The organism is Bradyrhizobium liaoningense (assembly GCF_018130825.1).
Taxonomy (GTDB): domain Bacteria; phylum Pseudomonadota; class Alphaproteobacteria; order Rhizobiales; family Xanthobacteraceae; genus Bradyrhizobium; species Bradyrhizobium liaoningense_B.
Genome location: NZ_JAFCJS010000006.1, coordinates 170,295 through 189,891, shown reverse-complemented (window position 1 = coordinate 189,891; position 19,597 = coordinate 170,295). Strand labels below are relative to the sequence as shown.

Sequence of the window (19,597 nt, the reverse complement as noted above, 5' to 3'; positions counted from 1 at the left end):
CCTCATTCCGCCGGCTGGAGAGCGACGGGCATCTGGACTTCCGCTTCGCCCGTGCGAACGGTCATCCAGAGATTGTAGGCCATGATCAGCGAGCCGATCAGGAATAGGCCACCGCCTGCGGCGCGGATGATGTAGAAGGGATGCATCGCCTCGACGGTCTCGATGAAGGAATATTCGAGGAAGCCGAGCGAAGTGTAGGCGCGCCACATCAGGCCCTGGAGGATGCCGGACACCCACATCGCCGAGATGTAGAGAACGATGCCGAGCGTGGCGACCCAGAAGTGCCAGTTGACGAGCTTCAGGCTGTAGAGCCCCTTGCGATTCCAGGCCCACGGCACCAGGCAGTACAGCGCGCCGAAGGAGACGAAGCCGACCCAGCCGAGCGCGCCGGAGTGGACGTGGCCGATGGTCCAGTCGGTGTAGTGGCTGAGCGAGTTGACCACCTTGATCGACATCATCGGGCCTTCGAAGGTCGACATGCCGTAGAAGGCGACGGAGACCACCAGCATGCGCAGCACGGGATCGGTGCGCAACTTGTCCCAGGCGCCCGACAGCGTCATCAGGCCGTTGATCATGCCGCCCCAGGAGGGCATCCACAGCATGATCGAGAAGGTCATGCCGAGCGTCTGGGTCCAGTCGGGCAGCGCCGTGTAGTGCAGATGGTGCGGGCCGGCCCAGATGTAGAGGAAGATCAGCGACCAGAAGTGAATGATCGAGAGCCGGTAGGAATAGATCGGCCGGTCGGCGCGCTTCGGAATGAAGTAGTACATGATGGCGAGGAAGCCGGCGGTCAGGAAGAAGCCGACCGCGTTATGGCCGTACCACCACTGGAACATCGCATCCTGGATGCCGCCCCAGGCGACGTAGGACTTGGAGCCGAACACCGAGACGGGAAGCGCCGGGTTGTTGCCGAGATGCAGCACCGCGATCGTCACGATGAAGGCGAGATAGAACCAGTTCGCGACGAAGATGTGCGGTTCCTTGCGCTTGATGATCGTGACGAGGAAGACGAGCAGATAGACCACCCAGACGATGGTCAGCCACAGGTCCGCGTACCATTCCGGCTCGGCATATTCCTTCGACTGGGTGACGCCGAGCAGATAGCCCGTGCCCGCGACCAGGATGAAGAAGTTGTAGCCGAGCACGACGAACCAGGGCGCGAGGTCGCCGGCGAGGCGAACGCGGCAGGACTTCTGCACGACGTAGAAGGAGCTCGCGATCAGCACGTTGCCGCCGAAGGCGAAGATCACGGCCGAGGTGTGCAGCGGCCGCAATCGGCCGAACTGGATCCAGGGCAGATCGAAGTTGAGCGCGGGCCAGGCCAGTTGCGAGGCGATGATGAGACCGACGAGGAAGCCCGCGATGCCCCAGAACATCGCCATGAAGGAGGAGAACTTGATCGGCCCCATGTTGTAGTTGGGACGGCCATTGATCTCCGCCGGCGGCAGCGCCGCCGGGCGCTCGAAGTAGCGGTTGATGATGCAGAACACCGCTGCCAGGCTCGCCGCCGCGCTGAGCGCGGCATGGAAGGCGAACGGCGCGTCGAGCGCCTTGGCCGAGGCAACCACGCAGAGGAAGGCGGTGGCTGCGAACACGACAGCCAGGCCGCTTTCACCGATGGTCATGGATTTGGAGATGGAGGGCTGGCTCATGCGGATTCTCTCTGAAAGAACACGGGGCCAGAAACCACATTCACCCTCGCGGGGAATTGATTGAAATCAAGACAAATGGATTTCTGTTAATGTGAGACGGCTGCCAGTCGATGCGCCCTCTCCCCTTGGCGCGGCAAACTCACTTGGGTGAGGGGTTGGCTGCGCGAGTCCAGAATCGTAGGGTGGGCAAAGGCGCACTTGCGCCGTGCCCACCATCTATCCGACACCGCGACAGACAGGGTGGGCACGCTTCGCTTTGCCCACCCTACGACTGCGGAGCCGCCGGCTCGACGTCAGTCCCCTGCCGTCGCCTTGAGCGCCTTGATGACGTCCTCGCGGGCGATGATTCCGACCAGCTTCTGCGCGCCGTCGAGCACGATGATGCTCCGGATGCGGTGCTCGACCATGATCTGAAGCACGCGCGTCAGGCGCGTGTCGGGACTGACATAGATGAACTCCGGCGTCATGACATCGCCGATCTTGCGGCTCATCAGGTCGTGATAGCGCGGCAGCATCTGGTTCGGGGTGAAGGCGAAGCACTTCAGGATGTCGAACTTGGTGACGATGCCGACGATCTGTCCGTCGTCCTCGACCGGATAGGAGTTGAAATCGTCGCGCTCGAACATCTCGCTGAGCTCGAGCATGTTGCGGTCGCGCTGCACCGTCTTGACGTTGCGCGTCATGTAGCTACTGGCGGTCTGCTCGAGAAATCTGTACACGGCGCGTCCTCCTCAACTCGCTATGGCCGACCGGCCGTCAGTGCGACAGCAGCACACAACGCGTGGATTGCGTGACCAGATACTGGGTGACGCCGCCCAGGATCAGCTCACGGAACCTCGAATGCCCGTAGGCGCCCGCCACTATCAGACCGGCGCCGACGTCGCCGGCGACCTTCTCCAATTGCACGGCGGCGGGTTCGTTCCGCGCGGCCTCCGAGACGCGCGCGGTCGCGGTGATGCCGTGACGGGCGAGCCAGGCGGCGACGTCGGCGACGCCGGCCATCACGCTCGAACGGTCGTCGCCCTGCTCCGGAATCTCGACGATGGTGACGTCCCTCGCCTTGCGCAGCATCGGCAGCGAATCCGCCACCGCCCGCCGCGCCTCCGCCGTATCCTTCCACGCCACCAGCACGCTGCGCAGATCGAGCCAGTTGACCCGGTCGGGCACGACGAGAAGCGGACGGCCGACCTGCATCACAAGATCCCTGGGGCTTGCCAGCGCGAACGCGTCGGAGAAGGCCGGGCTCTGTCCGCCACTGACGACGATGTCGGCGCAGCGCGCCTGCGCCAGCGCAAAGCGCGCCGGAAAATCCAGGGCACTGCGCCACTCCACGTGCCCGCCGCGATTCTTCGTCGCGGCGCGGAATTGCGCCTCGAGACCCGCCAGGCGCCGCTTGACGGAAGCTTCGCCCTCCTCGATCAGCCGCTGGGCCTCGGCGCCGTCGGTGAAATAGAGCGGCGGGGTGAACTGCGCCGCGGCAACACCGACGATGGCGGCTTCGAATCGCTCGGCGAGCTCGCCCGCGACCTGAAGACGCGCCTCGTTGGATTGATCGAGCGCCAGGCTGACCATCACGGTCGCGTATGTCATCGGGATTCTCCGCACGGCAATGAACTGGCGCGAAATCTAGCCTCGCCGCGGCAAGGCAGGATGAGGTAGATCAAATTGCCGGGTGCCGGGTTGCGGGAAATCCGGCAATGGAATCAGACATCCGAACTTGCCTCCGGCCCGGCCATGGGCGAAATTGCCCTCATGTCTCGCTTGCCCGCCGCACCAAAATGGGAGCCGTCGATTGTCGCCGACCCGCGTAACGCATCCGCCGGACGATAGTCGCGGCGAGCATTTCCGGGTCCGGATCGAGGGATTCGGCGTCGGCACCTGGGATCTCGACCTCGCAACGCGGGAACTGGACTGGTCGGACACCGCCAGGAACCTGCTTGGCATCGCGCAGGACCAGCCGGCGAGCTACGAGCTCTTCCTGTCGCGGCTCGAGCCCCGGGATCGCGACCGCGTCGAAAGCGCGATCAAGCACGTCAGCGAACGCGGCGGCGGCTTCGACGTCTCCTTCAAGGTGGCGGGCGCCGCCAACGGAGGACAGTGGATTCGCGCCCGCGCCGGCCTCATTCGGGACGAAGCCGGCACGGCCCGCCATCTCAGCGGCATCTTCCTCGATATCGACGAGGAGAAGCAGGTCGAGAGTGCGCTCCGGACCCGCGAGACCCACCTCCGCTCGATCCTCCACACCATCCCCGACGCCATGATCGTCATCGACGGCCACGGCATCATCCAGCTGTTCAGCACCGCCGCCGAGCGCCTGTTCGGCTGGTCCGAGCATGAGGCGATCGGCCAGAACGTCAGCATCCTGATGCCGGAGCCCGATCGCTCCCGGCATGACAGCTACATTGCGCGCTATCGCACCACCAGCGATCCCCACATCATCGGCATCGGCCGCATCGTGACCGGCAAGCGCCGCGACGGCACCACCTTCCCGATGCACCTCTCAATCGGCGAGATGCAGTCCGGCGGCGAGCCCTATTTCACCGGCTTCGTCCGCGATCTCACCGAGCACCAGCAGACCCAGGCGCGGCTCCAGGAGCTGCAATCCGAGCTCGTCCACGTCTCCAGGCTGAGCGCCATGGGCGAGATGGCGTCCGCGCTCGCGCACGAGCTCAACCAGCCGCTGGCGGCGATCAGCAACTATATGAAGGGCTCGCGGCGGCTGCTGGCCGGCAGCGTCGATCCGAACACGCCGAAGGTGGAAAGCGCGCTCGACCGTGCCGCCGAGCAGGCGCTGCGCGCGGGCCAGATCATCCGGCGCCTGCGCGACTTCGTCTCCCGCGGCGAATCGGAGAAGCGGGTCGAGAGCCTGTCCAAGCTGATCGAGGAGGCGGGCGCGCTCGGCCTCGCAGGCGCGCGCGAGCAGAACGTGCAGCTCCGCTTCAGCCTCGATCCGGACGCCGATCTCGTTCTCGCCGACCGGGTGCAGATCCAGCAGGTTTTGGTCAACCTGTTCCGCAACGCGCTGGAGGCGATGGCGCAGTCGCCGCGGCGCGAGCTCGTCGTCACCAATACCCGCGTCGCCGACGACATGATCGAGATCGAGGTGTCCGACACCGGCTCCGGCTTCCAGGACGACGTCATTCCGAACCTGTTTCAGACTTTCTTCACCACCAAGGACACCGGCATGGGCGTGGGACTGTCGATCAGCCGCTCGATCATCGAGGCTCACGGCGGACGCATGTGGGCCGAGAGCAACACATCGGGCGGGGCGACATTCCGTTTCACCCTTCCGGCAGCCGACGAGAATTGATGCATGACGACCAAGGGACATGTCTACGTCATCGATGACGACGATGCGATGCGGGACTCGCTGAATTTCCTGCTGGATTCCGCGGGCTTCGGCGTCACGCTGTTCGACAACGCGCAGAGCTTCATCGACGCCCTTCCCGGCCTTGCCTTCGGCTGCGTCGTCTCCGACGTGCGCATGCCGGGCCTCGACGGCATCGAGCTGTTGAAGCGCATGAAGGCGCAGCAGAGCCCGTTCCCCATCCTGATCATGACCGGGCACGGCGACGTGCCGCTCGCGGTCGAGGCGATGAAGCTCGGGGCAGTCGACTTCCTGGAGAAGCCGTTCGAGGACGATCGTCTCACCGCGATGATCGAGACGGCGATCCGCCAGGCCGAGCCGGCGGCCAAGAACGAGGCCGTCGCGCAGGACATCGCCGCCCGCGTCGCGTCCTTGAGTCCCCGGGAGCGCCAGGTGATGGAAGGACTGATCGCAGGTCTTTCCAACAAGCTGATCGCCCGCGAATACGACATCAGCCCGCGCACGATCGAAGTGTACCGGGCCAACGTCATGACCAAGATGCAGGCCAACTCTCTCTCGGAGCTGGTTCGCCTCGCCATGCGCGCCGGCATGCTCAACGATTGAGCCGAAGCAGATTGAGGCAAATCGGCTTGAGGCAAGTCAAGGCGGTTGCGCCCGCCTGTGCTAGCCAGTCAGAATGATCGAGATTGGCTCGCACCCTCAGCGACTCGCGATGGCGTCATCGGCAAAGCCCACTGTCTACGTGGTCGACGACGATGCCGCCGTGCTGGGCTCCCTGCGATTCCTGCTGGAAACCGACGGCTTCGCGGTGCGGACCTTCAGGAATGCGACGGCGCTGCTCAACGCCGCCGGAGCGCCGGGCGCGGACTGCTATGTGATCGACTACAAGATGCCAGATATCAACGGGATCGACCTCGCCGACCGCCTGCGCAAGTCCGACAGCGAAACGCCCGTGATCCTGATCACCGGCTATCCGGACGAGAACATCTCGACCCGGGCGGCAGCCGCGGGCGTCAAAGACGTGGTTTTGAAGCCGCTTCTCGATGAAAACCTGGTCAAGCGCATCCGCGGGGCCATCCAGGACCGCGGCGGCAAATGACCTACGGGATTCTACGTAGGTAAACGTCCTTAAGATAACGCGCGAAATTTCCGGATTGCGCAAACGCGGGTAGCGATGTTCCATCACAACGGAGATGGCGCAGATGCTGACCCAGACACTCAAAACCCCGGCGATCAACACCCAGATCGGTGGCAAGATTGCCCCTGCCCACACCGTTTCCGACCAGTTCGGCGCGATCACCGGCCATGTCGGCCTCGTCGCCACCGAGTTCTCCTACCGCAAGGACGAGGAGATCTATGGCGAGGACGAGCCTGCCGAATATGTCTACCAGGTCGTCTCGGGCGCGGTGCGCAGCTACAAGCTTCTCTCCGACGGTCGCCGCCAGATCGGCGCCTTCCATCTTCCCGGCGACGTGTTCGGCCTCGAATCCGGCGCCACCCACCGCCTCGCCGCCGAGGCCATCATCGACACCAATGTGCGCCTCGTGAAGCGCGCCAGCCTCGAGAAGGCCGCCGGCACCGACGTGCAGGTCGCCCGCAAGCTCTGGGCCATGACGGCGTCCGAGCTGCGTCACGCCGAAGACCACATGCTGCTGCTCGGCCGCAAGACAGCGATGGAGCGCGTTGCGACCTTCCTGCTCGAAATGGACCGCCGCCTCGCGGTTGCCGGCATGATGGCGCTGCCGATGTGCCGCCGCGACATCGGCGACTATCTCGGCCTCACGCTCGAGACCGTGTCGCGTGCGCTGTCCCAGCTTCATACCCAGGGCATTCTCGGCTTCTCCGGCGCCCGCCAGATCGTGCTGCGCAACCGCCAGCGCCTGCACAATCTCGACGCCTGACTTTCTTCCTCCCTGCCTACTTGGCCGGCCGAAGTCCTTCAGCCGGCCATTTCTTTGGTCGCGGTCATGCCGGTGCGCCTCGTCTCCGGCATCACGAGCAGGATCAGCAGCAGCCCCGTCGCGGCGACGCCGGACAGCCCGATGAAGGCCGTGGCGTTTCCGAACTTGTCGCTGACATAGCCGCCGAGCGCCGTGCTCAGCGACGCGCCGATGCCGGTCGCAGTGCCGACGATGCCCTGCGCCAGGTTGAAATGGCCGCTGCCGAAGGCGACGTCGGCGACGATCAGCGGAATCATCACCGCGAACACCGCCGCGGTGATGCCGTCGAACACCTGCACCGCGACCAGCAGATAGGGATCGCGCACGGTCGCGAACAGCAGACCGCGAATCGTCAGCGCGCCGAATCCGATCAACAGCAGCGGCCGGCGGCCCCAGGCTTGCGCCTTGCGCCCGACGGTCGGTGACAGCAGCGCCACGATCGCCTGCGGCACGATGATGCAGGCCGCGACCAGCACCGTCGCCCACTGGCTCGACCGCGCCGTCACCGCGCTCGCCATCAGCGGCATCATCGCCGCGTTCGCAAGTTGCAGCAGCAGCACGCTGAGAGCGAAGACGATCAGCGGCCGCTGCCGGATCAGATGCCAGACATTGGTGTCGCCGCGGTCGGCGGCTTCCGGCGGCATCTCGCCGTGACAGCGCCTGATGTCGACCTCCTCCTCGCGGATGCGCGACAGCGCGATCAGGGTCGGGATCGCGAGCAGGAAGGTGACGAGGAACACCGAGCGGCTCGACAGCAGATATCCGGCGGTGCCCATCACGGCAGCGGCGACGCCGTTGCCGAGCGAGGCAAACCGCGCGTTGCGGCCGAGCCGCTCTCCGATCGCGAGCGGACCGACCAGGCCGAGGCTGATCGCCGCGATCGCCGGCCCCAGCACGCAGCTCGCCATCGCATGCAGGGTGGCAGCCGTCACCACCACGGCGAAGACCGGCATCGCGGCATAGGCGAGCGCGCAGGCGCCGATGGTCGCGATCGCGAGCGCTGCGACCAGCCGCTCGGATTTCGCCGCATCGATGATCGCGCCGCCCGGCATCTGTCCGATCAGGGCGACGATGCCGCCGATCGACAGCACGAGGCCGATCTCGACCTGGGTCCATTTCTGCGTCGTCAGGTAGACCGCGATGAAGGGACCGAAGCCGGTCTGCACGTCGGCGAGGAAGAAGATGAACCAGTCGAGGCCGCGCAGGCTCTGACGCGACGGCGCCGGAATGCCCATAGGCGGCAGCGCGGCGACGTTGTCCGGTTCAACGTGGCCATCGCGATCTGCATGGTTCGGCTTCCTGGACAACAGCACAGGCGGTCAGCCCTCCCGGCACCTCACTGGATCGATTGCAGCGGTTGAAGGCTGCCGGACGCGCCGAGCACGACCATCGGCGTGTCTTCCTTGTATTCCGGCGCGGCCGCGACCTGCGCCTTGGTCAGTTCCAGCGTGATGCTGTCCTTCTTGTTGGCGATCTTGCCGAACCGCATCGCGTTCCAGTCCACCACGATCTTGCGGCTGCCGACGCCGAGGAAGCCGCCGAAATCGATCACCGCCGCGCGCACGTGCCCGTCCCGGTCGACGATGACATCGACGATGCGGCCCATGTCCTCGTCCGCGGCGCTGCGCACGTCGCGGCCGAGCACGCCATGTGCATCGCTCGCGCCGATGATGGTGACCGACGGCGGCGGCGCGGCATCTTTTGGCGTCACAGGCACGGTGGAAGCCGGCGGCTGAGCCGTCGCCGGCGCATTCGCTTCACTGGGCGGAGCAGTCGGAGCCCCTGCAGGCAACTCCTCCGCAGCGCGGGATACCGCGACCGTCAGGCCTGCGACGATCGCGCTCAGGACTAACCATCTGGCCGCACGCATAACACCCTCCTCACCGCGCGCCGCTAGCGCGCCAGCACGATCGAGACCTGGATCTGGCCGCGCGTGCGCAGCACCTCCAGCGCAACGTCGTCGCCGTGGCGGCTGACGCGCAGATCCACGCTGGAATCGCCGAGGCGCAGGTCGTGCAGGATGACCTCGTTCAGGAACGCCGGCAGATGCGGATTGCGCAGGCGAATCTCGCCGCGCGCCACGTCGAACTCGATGCCCAGCGCCGCCTCCAGCAGCGTGAACGGCGTCGCGCTGGCCCAGGCCTGCGGCGCGCAGGCGACCGGATAGAGCGTCGGGCCGCGCCGCTTCTCGCGCCGGAAACCGCAGAACAATTCGGGCAGCCTGCGCAAATCCATATAGGTGGCGGCGTCGAACAGTCCCTTGAAGACATGCGCCACCGAATGCTTGAGGCCGTAGCGCGCGAGGCCAAGCGCGATCAGCGCGTTGTCGTGCGGCCAGATCGAGCCGTCGTGATAGGACATCGGGTTGTAGCGCACCTCGCCGACAGCGACCGTGCGGATGCCCCAGCCCGAGAAGAAATGCGGCCGCATCAGGTCTGCGGCGACGAGACGGGCGCGGTCCTCCCGGATCATGCCGCTGAACAGCACCTGCCCGGCATTGGAGGTCCGCACCTTGCAGGGCCGCTTCTTGCCGTCGAGGGCCAGGGCGTAGGTGCCGAGCTCCTCGCACCAGAACGCCTGCTCGAAGCGCTCGGCCAGTGCCTTGGCTTCGGCCTCGAACTTGCGCACGAGGTCCGGCTTGCCGAGGCGCAGCGCGCATCGCGCCGCCAGCTGCTTCGCCATATAGACGTAGCCCTGGACCTCCGCGAGCGCGATATTGCCTTCCGCGAGCTGGCCGTCGGCGTGGAAGATCGCGTCGTAGGAGTCTTTCCAGCCCTGGTTGGCGAGCCCCTTCTCCGTCGCGCGCTGGTATTCGACGAAGCCGTCGTGGTCGGGATCGCCGGGACCGTCGATCCAGGCGAGCCCCGCCTCGATCGCGGGCCACAGCTCGATCAGGGTCTTCACGTCACCGGTGCGCTCGAAATAGCTGCCGGCGAGCAGCACGAACAGCGCGGTGGAATCGACGCTGCCGTAATATTGCGCGAACGGCACCTCGCGCAGCGCCGCCATCTCGCCGCCGCGCATCTCGTGCAGGATCTTTCCGGGCGCGGCATCGGCCAGCGGATCGATCGCCCTGGCCTGGAAATGCGCGAGCCGCCTGAGCACGCCCTTGGCGATCCGCGGATCGATCCACAGCATCTGCAGCGCGGTGATCAGTCCGTCGCGCCCGAAGGTCGTCGAGTACCAGGGAATGCCGGCATAGGGATAGCGGCCCTGCGGCGTCTCCGTCATCAGCATGTTGAGGTCGGCCATGGCCTGGCACAGCACCTCGTTGAAGATGTTGTTGGAGGTCTCGATGCTCGCCGCGCCCATGGTCGACTGCCGCATCTCGCGGCGGTGGGCGAGCAGGCCCCTGAAGAAGCGCGCCGGCTTCTCCGCGATCGGCCGGTTGCACGACGCCGCCACGAACAGCGATTTCGACTGGTGCGGATCGAGCTCGAGCTGCCAGGTGGCGGCATTGACCGAAAGCCGCGTCGGACGCGGATCGAAATGCAAACCCGTGGTGCGCTCGCAATCGTCGAGACCGCGATATTCGAACAGCACGTCGGTCGGCCCGAGCAACCGGCTCGTACCGGTCCCGCGGCGCGGGCGCCGCTCGCCGCGGACCTCGAACAGATCGGCGAAGTCGTTGTCGAACAGCAGCGTCAGCTCGAAGCTGGCAGGCCGGTCGCCGTGGTTCTGCACGCCGATGCGCTGATAGGCCGTGCCGCGCCACAGGAAGACCGTGCGCACGATGTGCAGCAGGTCCTTTTGCAGCACGAGGCTGCCCTCGCGGTAGATGTCGGGGTTGGTGAGATCGACCGTCAGCGCCGAATTGTCGTCGCGCAGGTTGGAGCCGAGCAGCAGCGGCTGGAGATCGTCGAGCACGAGCTCCAGCCGCGCGAGATAACGGGTGTCGTGGTGAAACAGCCCGTCCGGCCCGCCGGCCGATGCGCCGATGTCGCCATGACTGTCGAGCACGATGAAGGTGTCATCGTGCTTGAGCGAGCGTCGCGGTCGCGCCGACGGCCCCGTCATCGGGATATAGAAGGGCTGCTCTACGACCTGCTCCACGGTCCGCGTCACAGAGACGAACTTGGTGACGACTTCGGATGCCATGAGCTGCTCCCCTGCGCTTGTTTCGAGACGCAACCAACGCGAACGCGACCGTCGGGCTTACGCGGCGACTTTCGCGAGCCGGCTCATCTCCTGCGTCACCAGCTCACGGTAGGGACCGTGGCCCTGCATCAAGCGGTCGGGCGCGCCGTCCTCGATGATCCTGCCGGCCTTCAGCACCACCACGCGATCGAAATTGCGCAGGGTCGCGAGGCGATGCGCAATCGCAACCACGGTGCGGCCGCGCATCAGGCGTGTCAACGCCTCGCGGATCGCCTCCTCGGACTCGCTGTCGAGCGCGGCCGTGGCCTCGTCGAGCAGCAGGATCGGCGCGTCCTTCAGGAAGGCGCGCGCGATTGCGATGCGCTGACGCTGGCCGCCGGACATCTTCACACCGCGGTCGCCGACCATGGTGTCGAGGCCCTCGGGCAGGCTCTCGACGAAGTCGCAGCGCGCCGCGATCGCCGCGCGCAGCACCTCGTCGTCGGTCGCGTTCGGCCGCCCATACCGGATATTCTCGCGGATCGAGCGATGAAACAAGGAAATATCCTGCGGCACCACCGAGATCGCCTCGCGCAGGCTCAGCTGGGTCACCTTGGAAATGTCCTGACCGTCGATGGTGACGCTACCCTCGTCGACATCGTAGAAGCGCTGAAGCAGCGTGAACAGCGTCGACTTGCCGCCGCCGGAGTGGCCGACCAGGCCGACGCGCTGGCCGGGCTGCAGCCGCAGGCTGAAGCGCTCGAATATCTTCTCACCGCCGGGATAGCCGAAGGTGACGTTGTTGAACGCGATCGCGGCGCCGCTCTTGACCAGGGGTCCGGCCTCGGGATGGTCGCGCAATTCGTGCGGAACCAGAAGCGTCGCAATCGCCTCCGTCAGCCGCGCGACGTGCTGGGTGACGTCGACCAACGCCACCGCCAGATCGCGCGTCGCATTGAGGATGGAGAGGCCGAGCGTGCAGACCAGCACGACGTCGCCGGTGGTCGCCTCGCCCTGCTGCCAGAGCGTGATGGCCCAGGCCATCAGCGCCACGGTCAGGACAACGGTCACGCCGGCATGGGTCAGCCGCAGCTTCTCGAGATAGCGCAGGCTGCGGCCGCGCGCGGTGAGCTCGCGATTGACGGTGGCATCGAACCGCTCATGCTCATGGCTGATGCCGCAGAAGGCGCGGACCAGCGGCATGTTGCTGATGACGTCGATCATCTCGCCGTCGACGACAGCCGCCTTGTCGGCGAAGTCGTCGTGCAGCGGCTTGCCGGCGGCGGCCAGATGGAACATCGCGATCACCATGCCGCCGGCGATCACGATCAGGCCGAGCGCCATGTAGGGACTGACGGTTCCGATCAGCATGATTGCCGCAATTGTGGCAATGCACGGCGGCAGGACGTTCCAGACGAACATGTTCTCGACCGTGAACACCGCGTTCGAGGTCGCGGTGATGCGGCTCGTCAGCATGCCGGGCATGCGATCGGAGAAATAGCTGGGCGCGTGCCCGGTCAGATGGCGAAAGATGTCGCGCCTGAGATCGCCGGTGACGCGAACGAAGGTAAAGCTCGCGGTCCAGCTCGCGATCCGCCATAGGAAGTTGTCGGCCGCGATTAGTGACATGAGCAGAAGGAATGCCAGCCATACACTGCCGCCATGCGAAGTTCCCGCCGACAGACTGTCGACCAGGGATTTGACGCCGTACTGCGTGCCCACGGAGCAGGCAACGGCCGCCACGACCGCGGTCAGAATCACGAGATGTGAGGCGAGGCGACGCCTGAGATAGCGCAAGACAAAGGCAAATGGCCTGCGCGCGTATCCAGAAAGCTGATCCATATGGCTATCGCCCCGTCGTTTTTGGTTTTTCAATTTGTACTGATCGACTTGAACATCGACCGCTTCGTCCCGGTTCCCGGGCTTGTGATCACGACATGCGGATGCGGACGATCTGCGAAGATGTCATGGCATCATCGCGACCAACGCCCAACGTGTCGAATAAGTAACGTTCGGGAGAAGGAACTTCGCAAGTGCGGGAACGTTCCCTTCGCTGGCATTGCCGGTGCCGTACAGGCGGGGGTTTCAACATCCATGATCGCAGAGGAGAAGGTGAGATGCGCATCGCGCAGGTAGCTCCGTTGACGGAGGCTGTTCCACCCAAGCTGTATGGCGGCACTGAGCGGGTGGTGCATTGGTTGACGGAAGAGTTGGTAGCCCTGGGACATGACGTGACGCTGTTTGCCAGCGGCGACTCGCAGACATCTGCAAAGCTCGATGCATTATGGCCGCGGGCGCTTCGCCTCGACGGTTCCGTACGAGACCCCAACGCCCTGCACATGGTGCTCCTGGAGCGCGTGCGGCAGAAATGTGACGACGAGGAGTTCGACTTCCTCCACTTCCATCTCGATTACTATCCGTGGTCGCTGTTTCACCGCCAGCCGACACCGTTCGTGACCACGCTGCACGGCCGGCTCGACCTGCCGGAGCATCAGCCCGTCTTCCACACCTTCTCCAAGATGCCTGTCATCTCGATCTCGAACGCGCAGCGGCGGCCGGTGCCGCAGGCGAACTGGGTGACGACGATCCACCACGGCCTGCCGGAGAACCTGCTGACGCCGAAGCCGGTGAAACAGGAATACCTCGCCGTGCTCGGCCGCATCGCGCCGGAGAAGGGCGTCGACCGCGCCATCAAGATCGCGACCCATTGCGGCATCCCGCTAAAGATCGCGGCCAAGGTCGATCGTGCCGACCAGGACTATTATGACGAGCTGATCAAGCCGATGATCGAGAACAATCCGCTGGTGGAGTTCATCGGCGAGATCAGCGATCACGAAAAGTCGGACTTCCTGAGCGGCGCGCTTGCGCTTCTACTGCCGATCGATTGGCCGGAGCCGTTCGGCCTCGTGATGATCGAGGCCATGGCCTGCGGAACGCCGGTGATCGCCTTCAATCGCGGCTCGGTGCCTGAAATCATCGACGAGGGCCTGACCGGTTTCGTCGTCGAGGACGTCATCAGCGCCGCCGGCGTCGTCAAGCGGCTTCCGCAACTGAGCCGCGCCGCGATCCGCAAGCAGTTCGAGACGCGCTTCACGGCGCGGCGGATGGCGCTGGACTACCTCGCCGCCTATCGCAGCCTGACCGAGGAGCAAGCACCGCGGATCAAGCTGGTGAGCAGCGCGGAGTAAGGCAGCTACAATCTCAGTCGTCGTCCCGGCGCAGGCCGGGACGACACTGAATGTGTGGTCCCTACCCCACCCCCGCCCGCTTCGGCTCGACGATCTCGAACATCCTCGGAAATTCGTCCATCAATCCCATCAGTTCGGCGAGCTTCATCGGATTGCCCGCCAGCTTGACCTTGCCGGCAGCGACCGCCTCCGGAAAGCTCGTCAGCTTCGCGATGACTTCATCGAGCGTCGCGCGCGCCAGCGTGAAGCTGGCATCCGCGCGTTCCGCCTGCACACCCTCGGCATAGGTCAGCGCGCAATTCTCCAGATTGAGCACGAAGGTCTCACCGGTGTCGGAAAAGCTCCAGTTCAGCACGATGTGCTTTCCTTCCGCCTTGGGGCCGTTGAGGCGGATGCCGAGCACGTCCCAGAGCTGCGAGGTACGCAGTGCCGCCAGCGTCTCGCGCGGCATCGGCGGCCGTGGCGGCGTCTTCGGCATGCCCTGGCGCAATTCCTGCGCGCCGAACAGATAGGCGTTGCGCCAGGTCGAGCTCTCGGCGGCATAGCCGAGCTGCTCCAGCGTATCGGCCAGCAGGTGACGCGCCGCCGCATTGTCCGGCTCGGCGAAGACGAGATGGCCGAGCGCCTGCGCGACGAAGCGGAATTCGCCCTTGTCAAAATCCGCCCGTGCCCGCGCGAGGATGGCGTCCGCGCCGCCCATATACTCGACATACTTCTTGCCCGACGCCACCGGCGGCAGCGGATCGAGATTGACCGGATTGGCGTCGTACCAGCCGAGATATTTCTGGTAGATCGCCTTCACATTGTGGCGGATGTGGCCGTAATAGCCGCGGCCGTGCCAGGCGCCCTCCAGGCTCTTCGGCAGCTGGATCGTCTCGGCGATCTCGGCGGCGTTGAGGCCATGGTTCATCAGCCGAATGGTCTGGTCGTGCGCGAACTTGTAGAGATCGCGTTGCTGGCGGATCATCGTGCCGATGCGCTCAGCTCCCCACACCGGCCAGTGGTGCTGGCCGCACATCGCCTCCACCTTGCCGTCCCACAATTGCAGCGCCTCGCCCAGATATTTGGACCACGCCAGCGCATCGCGCACATCGGCGCCGCGGAACGGCAGCAAATTGTGGAAATTGTGCGTGCAGTTCTCAGCTAAGTTCAAGACCCTGTAGCGCGGGATGAAGAAGTGCATCTCCGCCGGCGCTTCGCTGTTCGGCGCCATCTGGAATTCGAATTCGACGCCGTCGATCACGCGCTTGTCGCCGGTCGCCATGATCAGATCGGTCGGTCGCAGCAGCGCAACGCCGCCTGCCGCCATCGACTTGCCGAGTCCGTTGTCGACCTGCCCCCGCGCCCCCTTGGCGAGGAACGGCCCGAACTGATACTGCGCCCGGCGCAGCATCGCCGGGCCTGCGATGATGTTCTCGGAGACCGCGTGCTCCATGAACAGGTTCGGCGCGATGATCGGCACGCGTCCGGTCGCGAGCGCATCCTCTTCCAGCACGCCGCGCGCGCCGCCCCAATGATCGGTGTGGGTATGCGTGAAGATCACGGCCGCGACCGGCTTGAAGCCGCGATGCCTGAAGTAGAGATTGAGCGCGGCGCGCGCGCCCTCGATCGACGTCAGCGTGTCCACGACGATGACGCCACTGTCGCCCTCGATCAGCGTCATGTTGGCGATGTCGAGCCCGCGCACCTGGTAGACGCCGGGCACCACCTCGAACAGCCCATGATGCATGTTGAGCCGCGCCTGCCGCCACAGGCTGGGGTTGACCGTGGGCGGCGCCTGCTCAGTGGACAGGAAGCCGTAAGGCTTCAGGCTCCAGACCGTCCGGCCTTGCGACGTGGAGATCTCCGCGTTGTCGATCGTGCCGAGGAATCCGCGCGCGGCATCGTCGAAATCCCGCGTGTCGGAAAACGGCAGCGCGTTCAGCATCGCATCATGCTGCGCAATGACCGACGGCGTTGCGTCCTTGGGTTCGTTGCTGGATGCGCCTGTCATTTTCTGCTTCCTCCCGGCCTGGCGCGATCATCTAACCGCATCTCGCGGTCGATTGCTATCGCTGGCGGAAGGACAGAAGCAACGGCGCCCTCTTCCCTTCTCCCCTTGCGGGAGAAGGTGGCGCGAAGCGCCGGATGAGGGGTATGTCTCCGCGAACTAGACGAGAGTTGAGCGAGCGGAGAGAACCCCTCACCCGTCTCGCCGCTATGCGGCGATCCACCCTCTCCCGCAAGGGGAGAGGGTTTCAGAGTTCGCCGCTACATCCCCAGCAGCCGCGGCAGCCACAACGACAGGCCCGGCCAATACGTCACCACCACGAGGAATCCCAGCATCGTCAGCAGCCACGGCCACACCGCGACCGTGAGCTCGGTGATTCCCATCTTGGCGATGCCGGAGGCGACATAGAGGTTGAGGCCGACGGGCGGATGGCACAATCCGACCTCCATGTTGACCGTCATCAGGATCCCGAAATGAATGGGGTCGATGCCGAGCTTGATTGCGACCGGAAACAGGATCGGCGCCATGATCAGGATGATCGAGGATGGCTCCATCACGTTGCCGGCCAGCAGCAGCAAGAGGTTGACGACCAGCAGGAAGCCGATCCAGCCCAGGCCCTGGTCGATCATCCATTGCGCCAGCGCCTGCGGCACATTCTCGTAGGTCATCAGGAACGAGAACAGCACGGCGTTGGTGATGATGTAGAGCAGCATCGCCGAGAGGTTCGCCGACGACAGCAGCACCCGCGGCACGTCGCGCAGCTTCAGATCCTTGTAGATGAACACCGCGACGATGAAGGCGTAGACCGCGCTGACGGCGGCGGCCTCGGTCGGCGTGAACAGGCCGCTGTAGATGCCGCCGATCACGATCACGATCAGCAGGATGCCCCAGATCGACTTGCGGAAGGCGTCGAGGCGCTCCATCAAGGTCGCCTTGGGCATCCGCGGATAGTCGTTGCGCCAGGCGCGATAGAACGTCGTCATGCCGAGCAGCGTGGCCAGCGCAAGCCCCGGCACGATGCCGGCGATGAACAGCTTGCCGACCGAGCTGTTCGTCGAGACGGCGTAGAGCACCATCGGAATCGACGGCGGAATGAGAATGCCGAGCGAGCCCGACGTCGTGATCACGCCGGCGCCGAACCGTTTCGGAAACCCTTGCGCCACCATGGCGGGCAGGATCACCGAGCCGATCGCCACCACGGTGGCCGGCGACGAGCCGGATATCGCGGCGAACAGCGCGCAGGCCACCACGCCCGACAGGGCGAGACCGCCGTACCAATGACCGACCAGCGCGGTCGCGAACGCGATCATCCGCCGCGCCACGCCGCCATGGGTCAGGAAGTTTCCGGCGAGGATGAAGAACGGGATCGCCATGATCTCGAAATTCTCGATGCCGGTGAACAGCTTCAGCGCCACCGATTCCGTGCGCACGTCGGTCAGCGTGAACATGAAGCTGAGCACGGTGAGACCGAGCGCGATCGAGATCGGCATGCCCGTGAGCATCAACGAGAGCAGGAGGGCGAACACGATGGCGACGCGGAGGCCTTGCGGCAGCGTGATCACGTGGCCCGCATGCGCGAAGCAAACGGCGACGATCAGGACCGGCAGCAGCATCAGGATCCAGCCGAGCGGGCTGCGCTCGTCGCGGACGACCTGGCTGCGCGTGACCGGCGCCGGATGAACCGGATCAGCCTCGACGCCTTCGACACCGGCCATGTCGTGATGTGGCAGCTCGCCGGTGCGGTAGAACGCCCAGGCGACCTGCAGGAAGCGGAAGCACATCAGGCCGGAGCCGAGCGGGATCGTGAGATACACCATCCACATCGGGGCTTCGAGGTCGTTGGACTGCTGGCCGGTCTGCCACATCTGGCCGACGAAGGCGGCGCCGAAATAAGCGACGATGGCGGTGAACAGCGCGCCGCACAGCAGGCCGAAGGTGATGACGCGCCGGCGCGATCCGCCGGGAAGGATGTTGACGAGCACGTCGACGCCGACATGGATGCCGGTCCGCACGCCATAGGCCGCGCCGAACTTCGCCATCCAGATGAACATGTAGATGCAGAGTTCCTGCGCCCAGGACAGATCGAGCGAGGCAAGCCAGGTGAACGCGGCGCGCGCGGGCACGGCGAGGAAGGCCAGTTGTCGGGCTTCCGCCCATTTGGCGATATCGATCGACAGTCCCGCGCCGTAACGGTGCAGCACCGCGACGAAGATGAGCGACGTCGCAGCCGCGATCATCGTCGCGATCAGCCATTCCTCGAGATGATCGAGAAAACGATTCAGCACACGCAGCAACTTGGTCCCCCCGGTATTGGTTCGTCCATTCAAGAGCGAAACGGCCGGGAGTGCGATCACCCCCGACCGTTGGTGTTGTTCTCAGCAGGGCGCGGCCGTCAGTTCATCTTGACGTCGAGTTCCTTGGCGACGAGGTCGAGCACTTCCTGCCCGACCCGGCCCTTCGCCCATTTGTAGGTCGGCTGCATCGCCTCCTGCCACGCTTTGCGATCGGCGTCGGTGAGGTAATGCAGATTGGTCTTGCCCATCTTCTTGATCTCGGCCAGCGCGTCCTCGTTCTCCTGGCGCGCGATCGAGTTGGTGTAGTCGGTCGCCTCGTTCATCGCCTTGTCGAGCTGGGTGCGGATATCAGGCGGCAGGCCCGACCAGAATTTCGAGTTGACGATGACGGCATATTGCAGATGGGCGTGATAGGACACCGTGATGTCCTTCTGCACCTCGTAGAATTTCTGCGTCAGATAGTTCGACGCCGTGTTCTCGCAGCCGTCGACCACGCCGGTCTGCAGCGCCTGGTAGACTTCGGAGAACGCCATGATCTGCGGGATCGAGCCCACCAGGCGGAAATACTGATCCGCAACCTTCGATCCCGAGATGCGGAACTTGAGACCCTGGAAATCCGTCGGCTTCGTCAGCGGACGATTGGCAGAGACCATGTGGAAGCCGTTGTCCCAATAAGCGAGCCCGGTGATGCCCTTGGCCTCGAGCTTCTGGAACAGCCACTTGCCGATCGTGCCCTTCATCGCATTGGAATAGGTCACATCGTCCTTGAACAGCCAGGGCAGGTCGAGCGCCTCGAATTCCTTGATCCCGAGCGGCGCGAATTTCGCGGTCGATGGCGCGAGCATATGCACCGAGCCGAGCTGGAGCGCCTCGATCTCCTCCTTGTCCTTGTAGAGCGTGGAGTTGGGGTAGACCTCGACCTTGACCTTGCCGTCGGTGTACTTCTCGGCGAGTTCCTTGAACTTCAGCGCGCCCTTGCCCTTCGGCGTGTCATTGGCGACGACGTGGCTGAACTTGATGACGATAGGGCTCTGGGCCTGTGCGGTGGCGGGGGCCACGAGAATGGCCGCGGCGGCAACCGCAAGGAGCAGCTTGCGCATGAAGAACCTCCCAACAACCTCTAAAACC

General features: G+C 65.0%; 15 protein-coding genes and 1 pseudogene. 5 read left to right on the top strand and 11 right to left on the bottom strand.

Features of this window, described 5'->3' with window-relative positions:
* Positions 1-2: 2 nt before the first annotated feature.
* The 3 genes from ccoN to JQ603_RS25700 all read right to left on the bottom strand — a co-directional run bounded on the left by ccoN (position 3) and on the right by JQ603_RS25700 (position 3,242).
* Entirely contained in the window at positions 3-1,652 is a 1,650-nt protein-coding gene (ccoN, locus tag JQ603_RS25710) for a cytochrome-c oxidase, cbb3-type subunit I (protein ID WP_212343474.1), read from the bottom strand.
* 293 nt (positions 1,653-1,945) lie between these two features.
* Positions 1,946-2,371 carry a CBS domain-containing protein gene (locus JQ603_RS25705; RefSeq protein ID WP_212343473.1) on the bottom strand — a complete coding sequence of 142 codons (426 nt, stop codon included), beginning with the start codon at positions 2,369-2,371 and terminating at the stop codon, positions 1,946-1,948.
* 37 nt (positions 2,372-2,408) lie between these two features.
* Complete coding sequence (locus tag JQ603_RS25700; protein ID WP_212343472.1) at positions 2,409-3,242, bottom strand: universal stress protein; 834 nt, start codon at positions 3,240-3,242, stop codon at positions 2,409-2,411.
* Between the two features lie 202 nt (positions 3,243-3,444).
* Here JQ603_RS25700 and fixL point away from each other — a divergent pair, with 202 nt between their 5' ends.
* The 4 genes from fixL to JQ603_RS25680 all read left to right on the top strand — a co-directional run bounded on the left by fixL (position 3,445) and on the right by JQ603_RS25680 (position 6,881).
* Positions 3,445-4,962 carry a sensor protein FixL gene (gene fixL, locus JQ603_RS25695; RefSeq protein ID WP_212343471.1) on the top strand — a complete coding sequence of 506 codons (1,518 nt, stop codon included), beginning with the start codon at positions 3,445-3,447 and terminating at the stop codon, positions 4,960-4,962.
* 3 nt (positions 4,963-4,965) lie between these two features.
* Positions 4,966-5,583 (top strand): response regulator FixJ, encoded by a 618-nt coding sequence (fixJ, locus tag JQ603_RS25690; RefSeq protein ID WP_211413611.1) that lies wholly within the window; start codon positions 4,966-4,968, stop codon positions 5,581-5,583.
* Between the two features lie 73 nt (positions 5,584-5,656).
* A complete protein-coding gene (locus JQ603_RS25685) occupies positions 5,657-6,079 on the top strand; it encodes a response regulator transcription factor (RefSeq protein WP_212343470.1) in 423 nt (140 codons plus the stop codon).
* A 103-nt stretch (positions 6,080-6,182) separates the two neighbouring features.
* Positions 6,183-6,881, top strand: a complete 699-nt coding sequence (locus tag JQ603_RS25680) for a helix-turn-helix domain-containing protein (protein WP_212343469.1) — start codon at positions 6,183-6,185, stop codon at positions 6,879-6,881.
* 38 nt (positions 6,882-6,919) lie between these two features.
* Here the strand turns inward: JQ603_RS25680 and JQ603_RS25675 are convergent, their stop codons facing one another.
* Genes JQ603_RS25675 through JQ603_RS25660 form a run of 4 tightly spaced genes read right to left on the bottom strand, consistent with a single transcriptional unit; the run spans position 6,920 to position 12,839 of the window.
* The gene (locus JQ603_RS25675; RefSeq protein ID WP_212343468.1) at positions 6,920-8,233 is read right to left on the bottom strand and encodes an MFS transporter; all 1,314 of its coding nucleotides are present in this window, start codon (positions 8,231-8,233) and stop codon (positions 6,920-6,922) included.
* Between the two features lie 23 nt (positions 8,234-8,256).
* Positions 8,257-8,790, bottom strand: a complete 534-nt coding sequence (locus JQ603_RS25670) for a PRC-barrel domain-containing protein (RefSeq protein ID WP_212343467.1) — start codon at positions 8,788-8,790, stop codon at positions 8,257-8,259.
* 23 nt (positions 8,791-8,813) lie between these two features.
* Positions 8,814-11,018, bottom strand: coding sequence for an amylo-alpha-1,6-glucosidase (locus JQ603_RS25665; protein ID WP_212343466.1), 2,205 nt, complete (start codon positions 11,016-11,018; stop codon positions 8,814-8,816).
* Positions 11,019-11,075: 57 nt separating this feature from the next.
* Positions 11,076-12,839 carry an ABC transporter ATP-binding protein gene (locus tag JQ603_RS25660; RefSeq protein ID WP_212343465.1) on the bottom strand — a complete coding sequence of 588 codons (1,764 nt, stop codon included), beginning with the start codon at positions 12,837-12,839 and terminating at the stop codon, positions 11,076-11,078.
* A gap of 275 nt (positions 12,840-13,114) precedes the next feature.
* Here JQ603_RS25660 and JQ603_RS25655 point away from each other — a divergent pair, with 275 nt between their 5' ends.
* Positions 13,115-14,185 (top strand): glycosyltransferase family 4 protein, encoded by a 1,071-nt coding sequence (locus JQ603_RS25655; protein ID WP_212343464.1) that lies wholly within the window; start codon positions 13,115-13,117, stop codon positions 14,183-14,185.
* 61 nt (positions 14,186-14,246) lie between these two features.
* On the opposite strand, the gene JQ603_RS25650 is transcribed toward JQ603_RS25655, so the two are convergent.
* The 4 genes and pseudogenes from JQ603_RS25650 to JQ603_RS25640 all read right to left on the bottom strand — a co-directional run bounded on the left by JQ603_RS25650 (position 14,247) and on the right by JQ603_RS25640 (position 19,569).
* Positions 14,247-16,178, bottom strand: coding sequence for an alkyl/aryl-sulfatase (locus JQ603_RS25650; RefSeq protein WP_212343463.1), 1,932 nt, complete (start codon positions 16,176-16,178; stop codon positions 14,247-14,249).
* Positions 16,179-16,435: 257 nt separating this feature from the next.
* Positions 16,436-17,728, bottom strand: a complete 1,293-nt coding sequence (locus JQ603_RS38455; protein ID WP_333938913.1) for a TRAP transporter large permease — start codon at positions 17,726-17,728, stop codon at positions 16,436-16,438.
* A 210-nt stretch (positions 17,729-17,938) separates the two neighbouring features.
* Positions 17,939-18,412 (bottom strand): annotated as a pseudogene (locus JQ603_RS38450) (TRAP transporter small permease); the annotation flags it as partial.
* A gap of 155 nt (positions 18,413-18,567) precedes the next feature.
* Complete coding sequence (locus JQ603_RS25640; RefSeq protein WP_212343461.1) at positions 18,568-19,569, bottom strand: DctP family TRAP transporter solute-binding subunit; 1,002 nt, start codon at positions 19,567-19,569, stop codon at positions 18,568-18,570.
* Positions 19,570-19,597 lie beyond the last annotated feature (28 nt).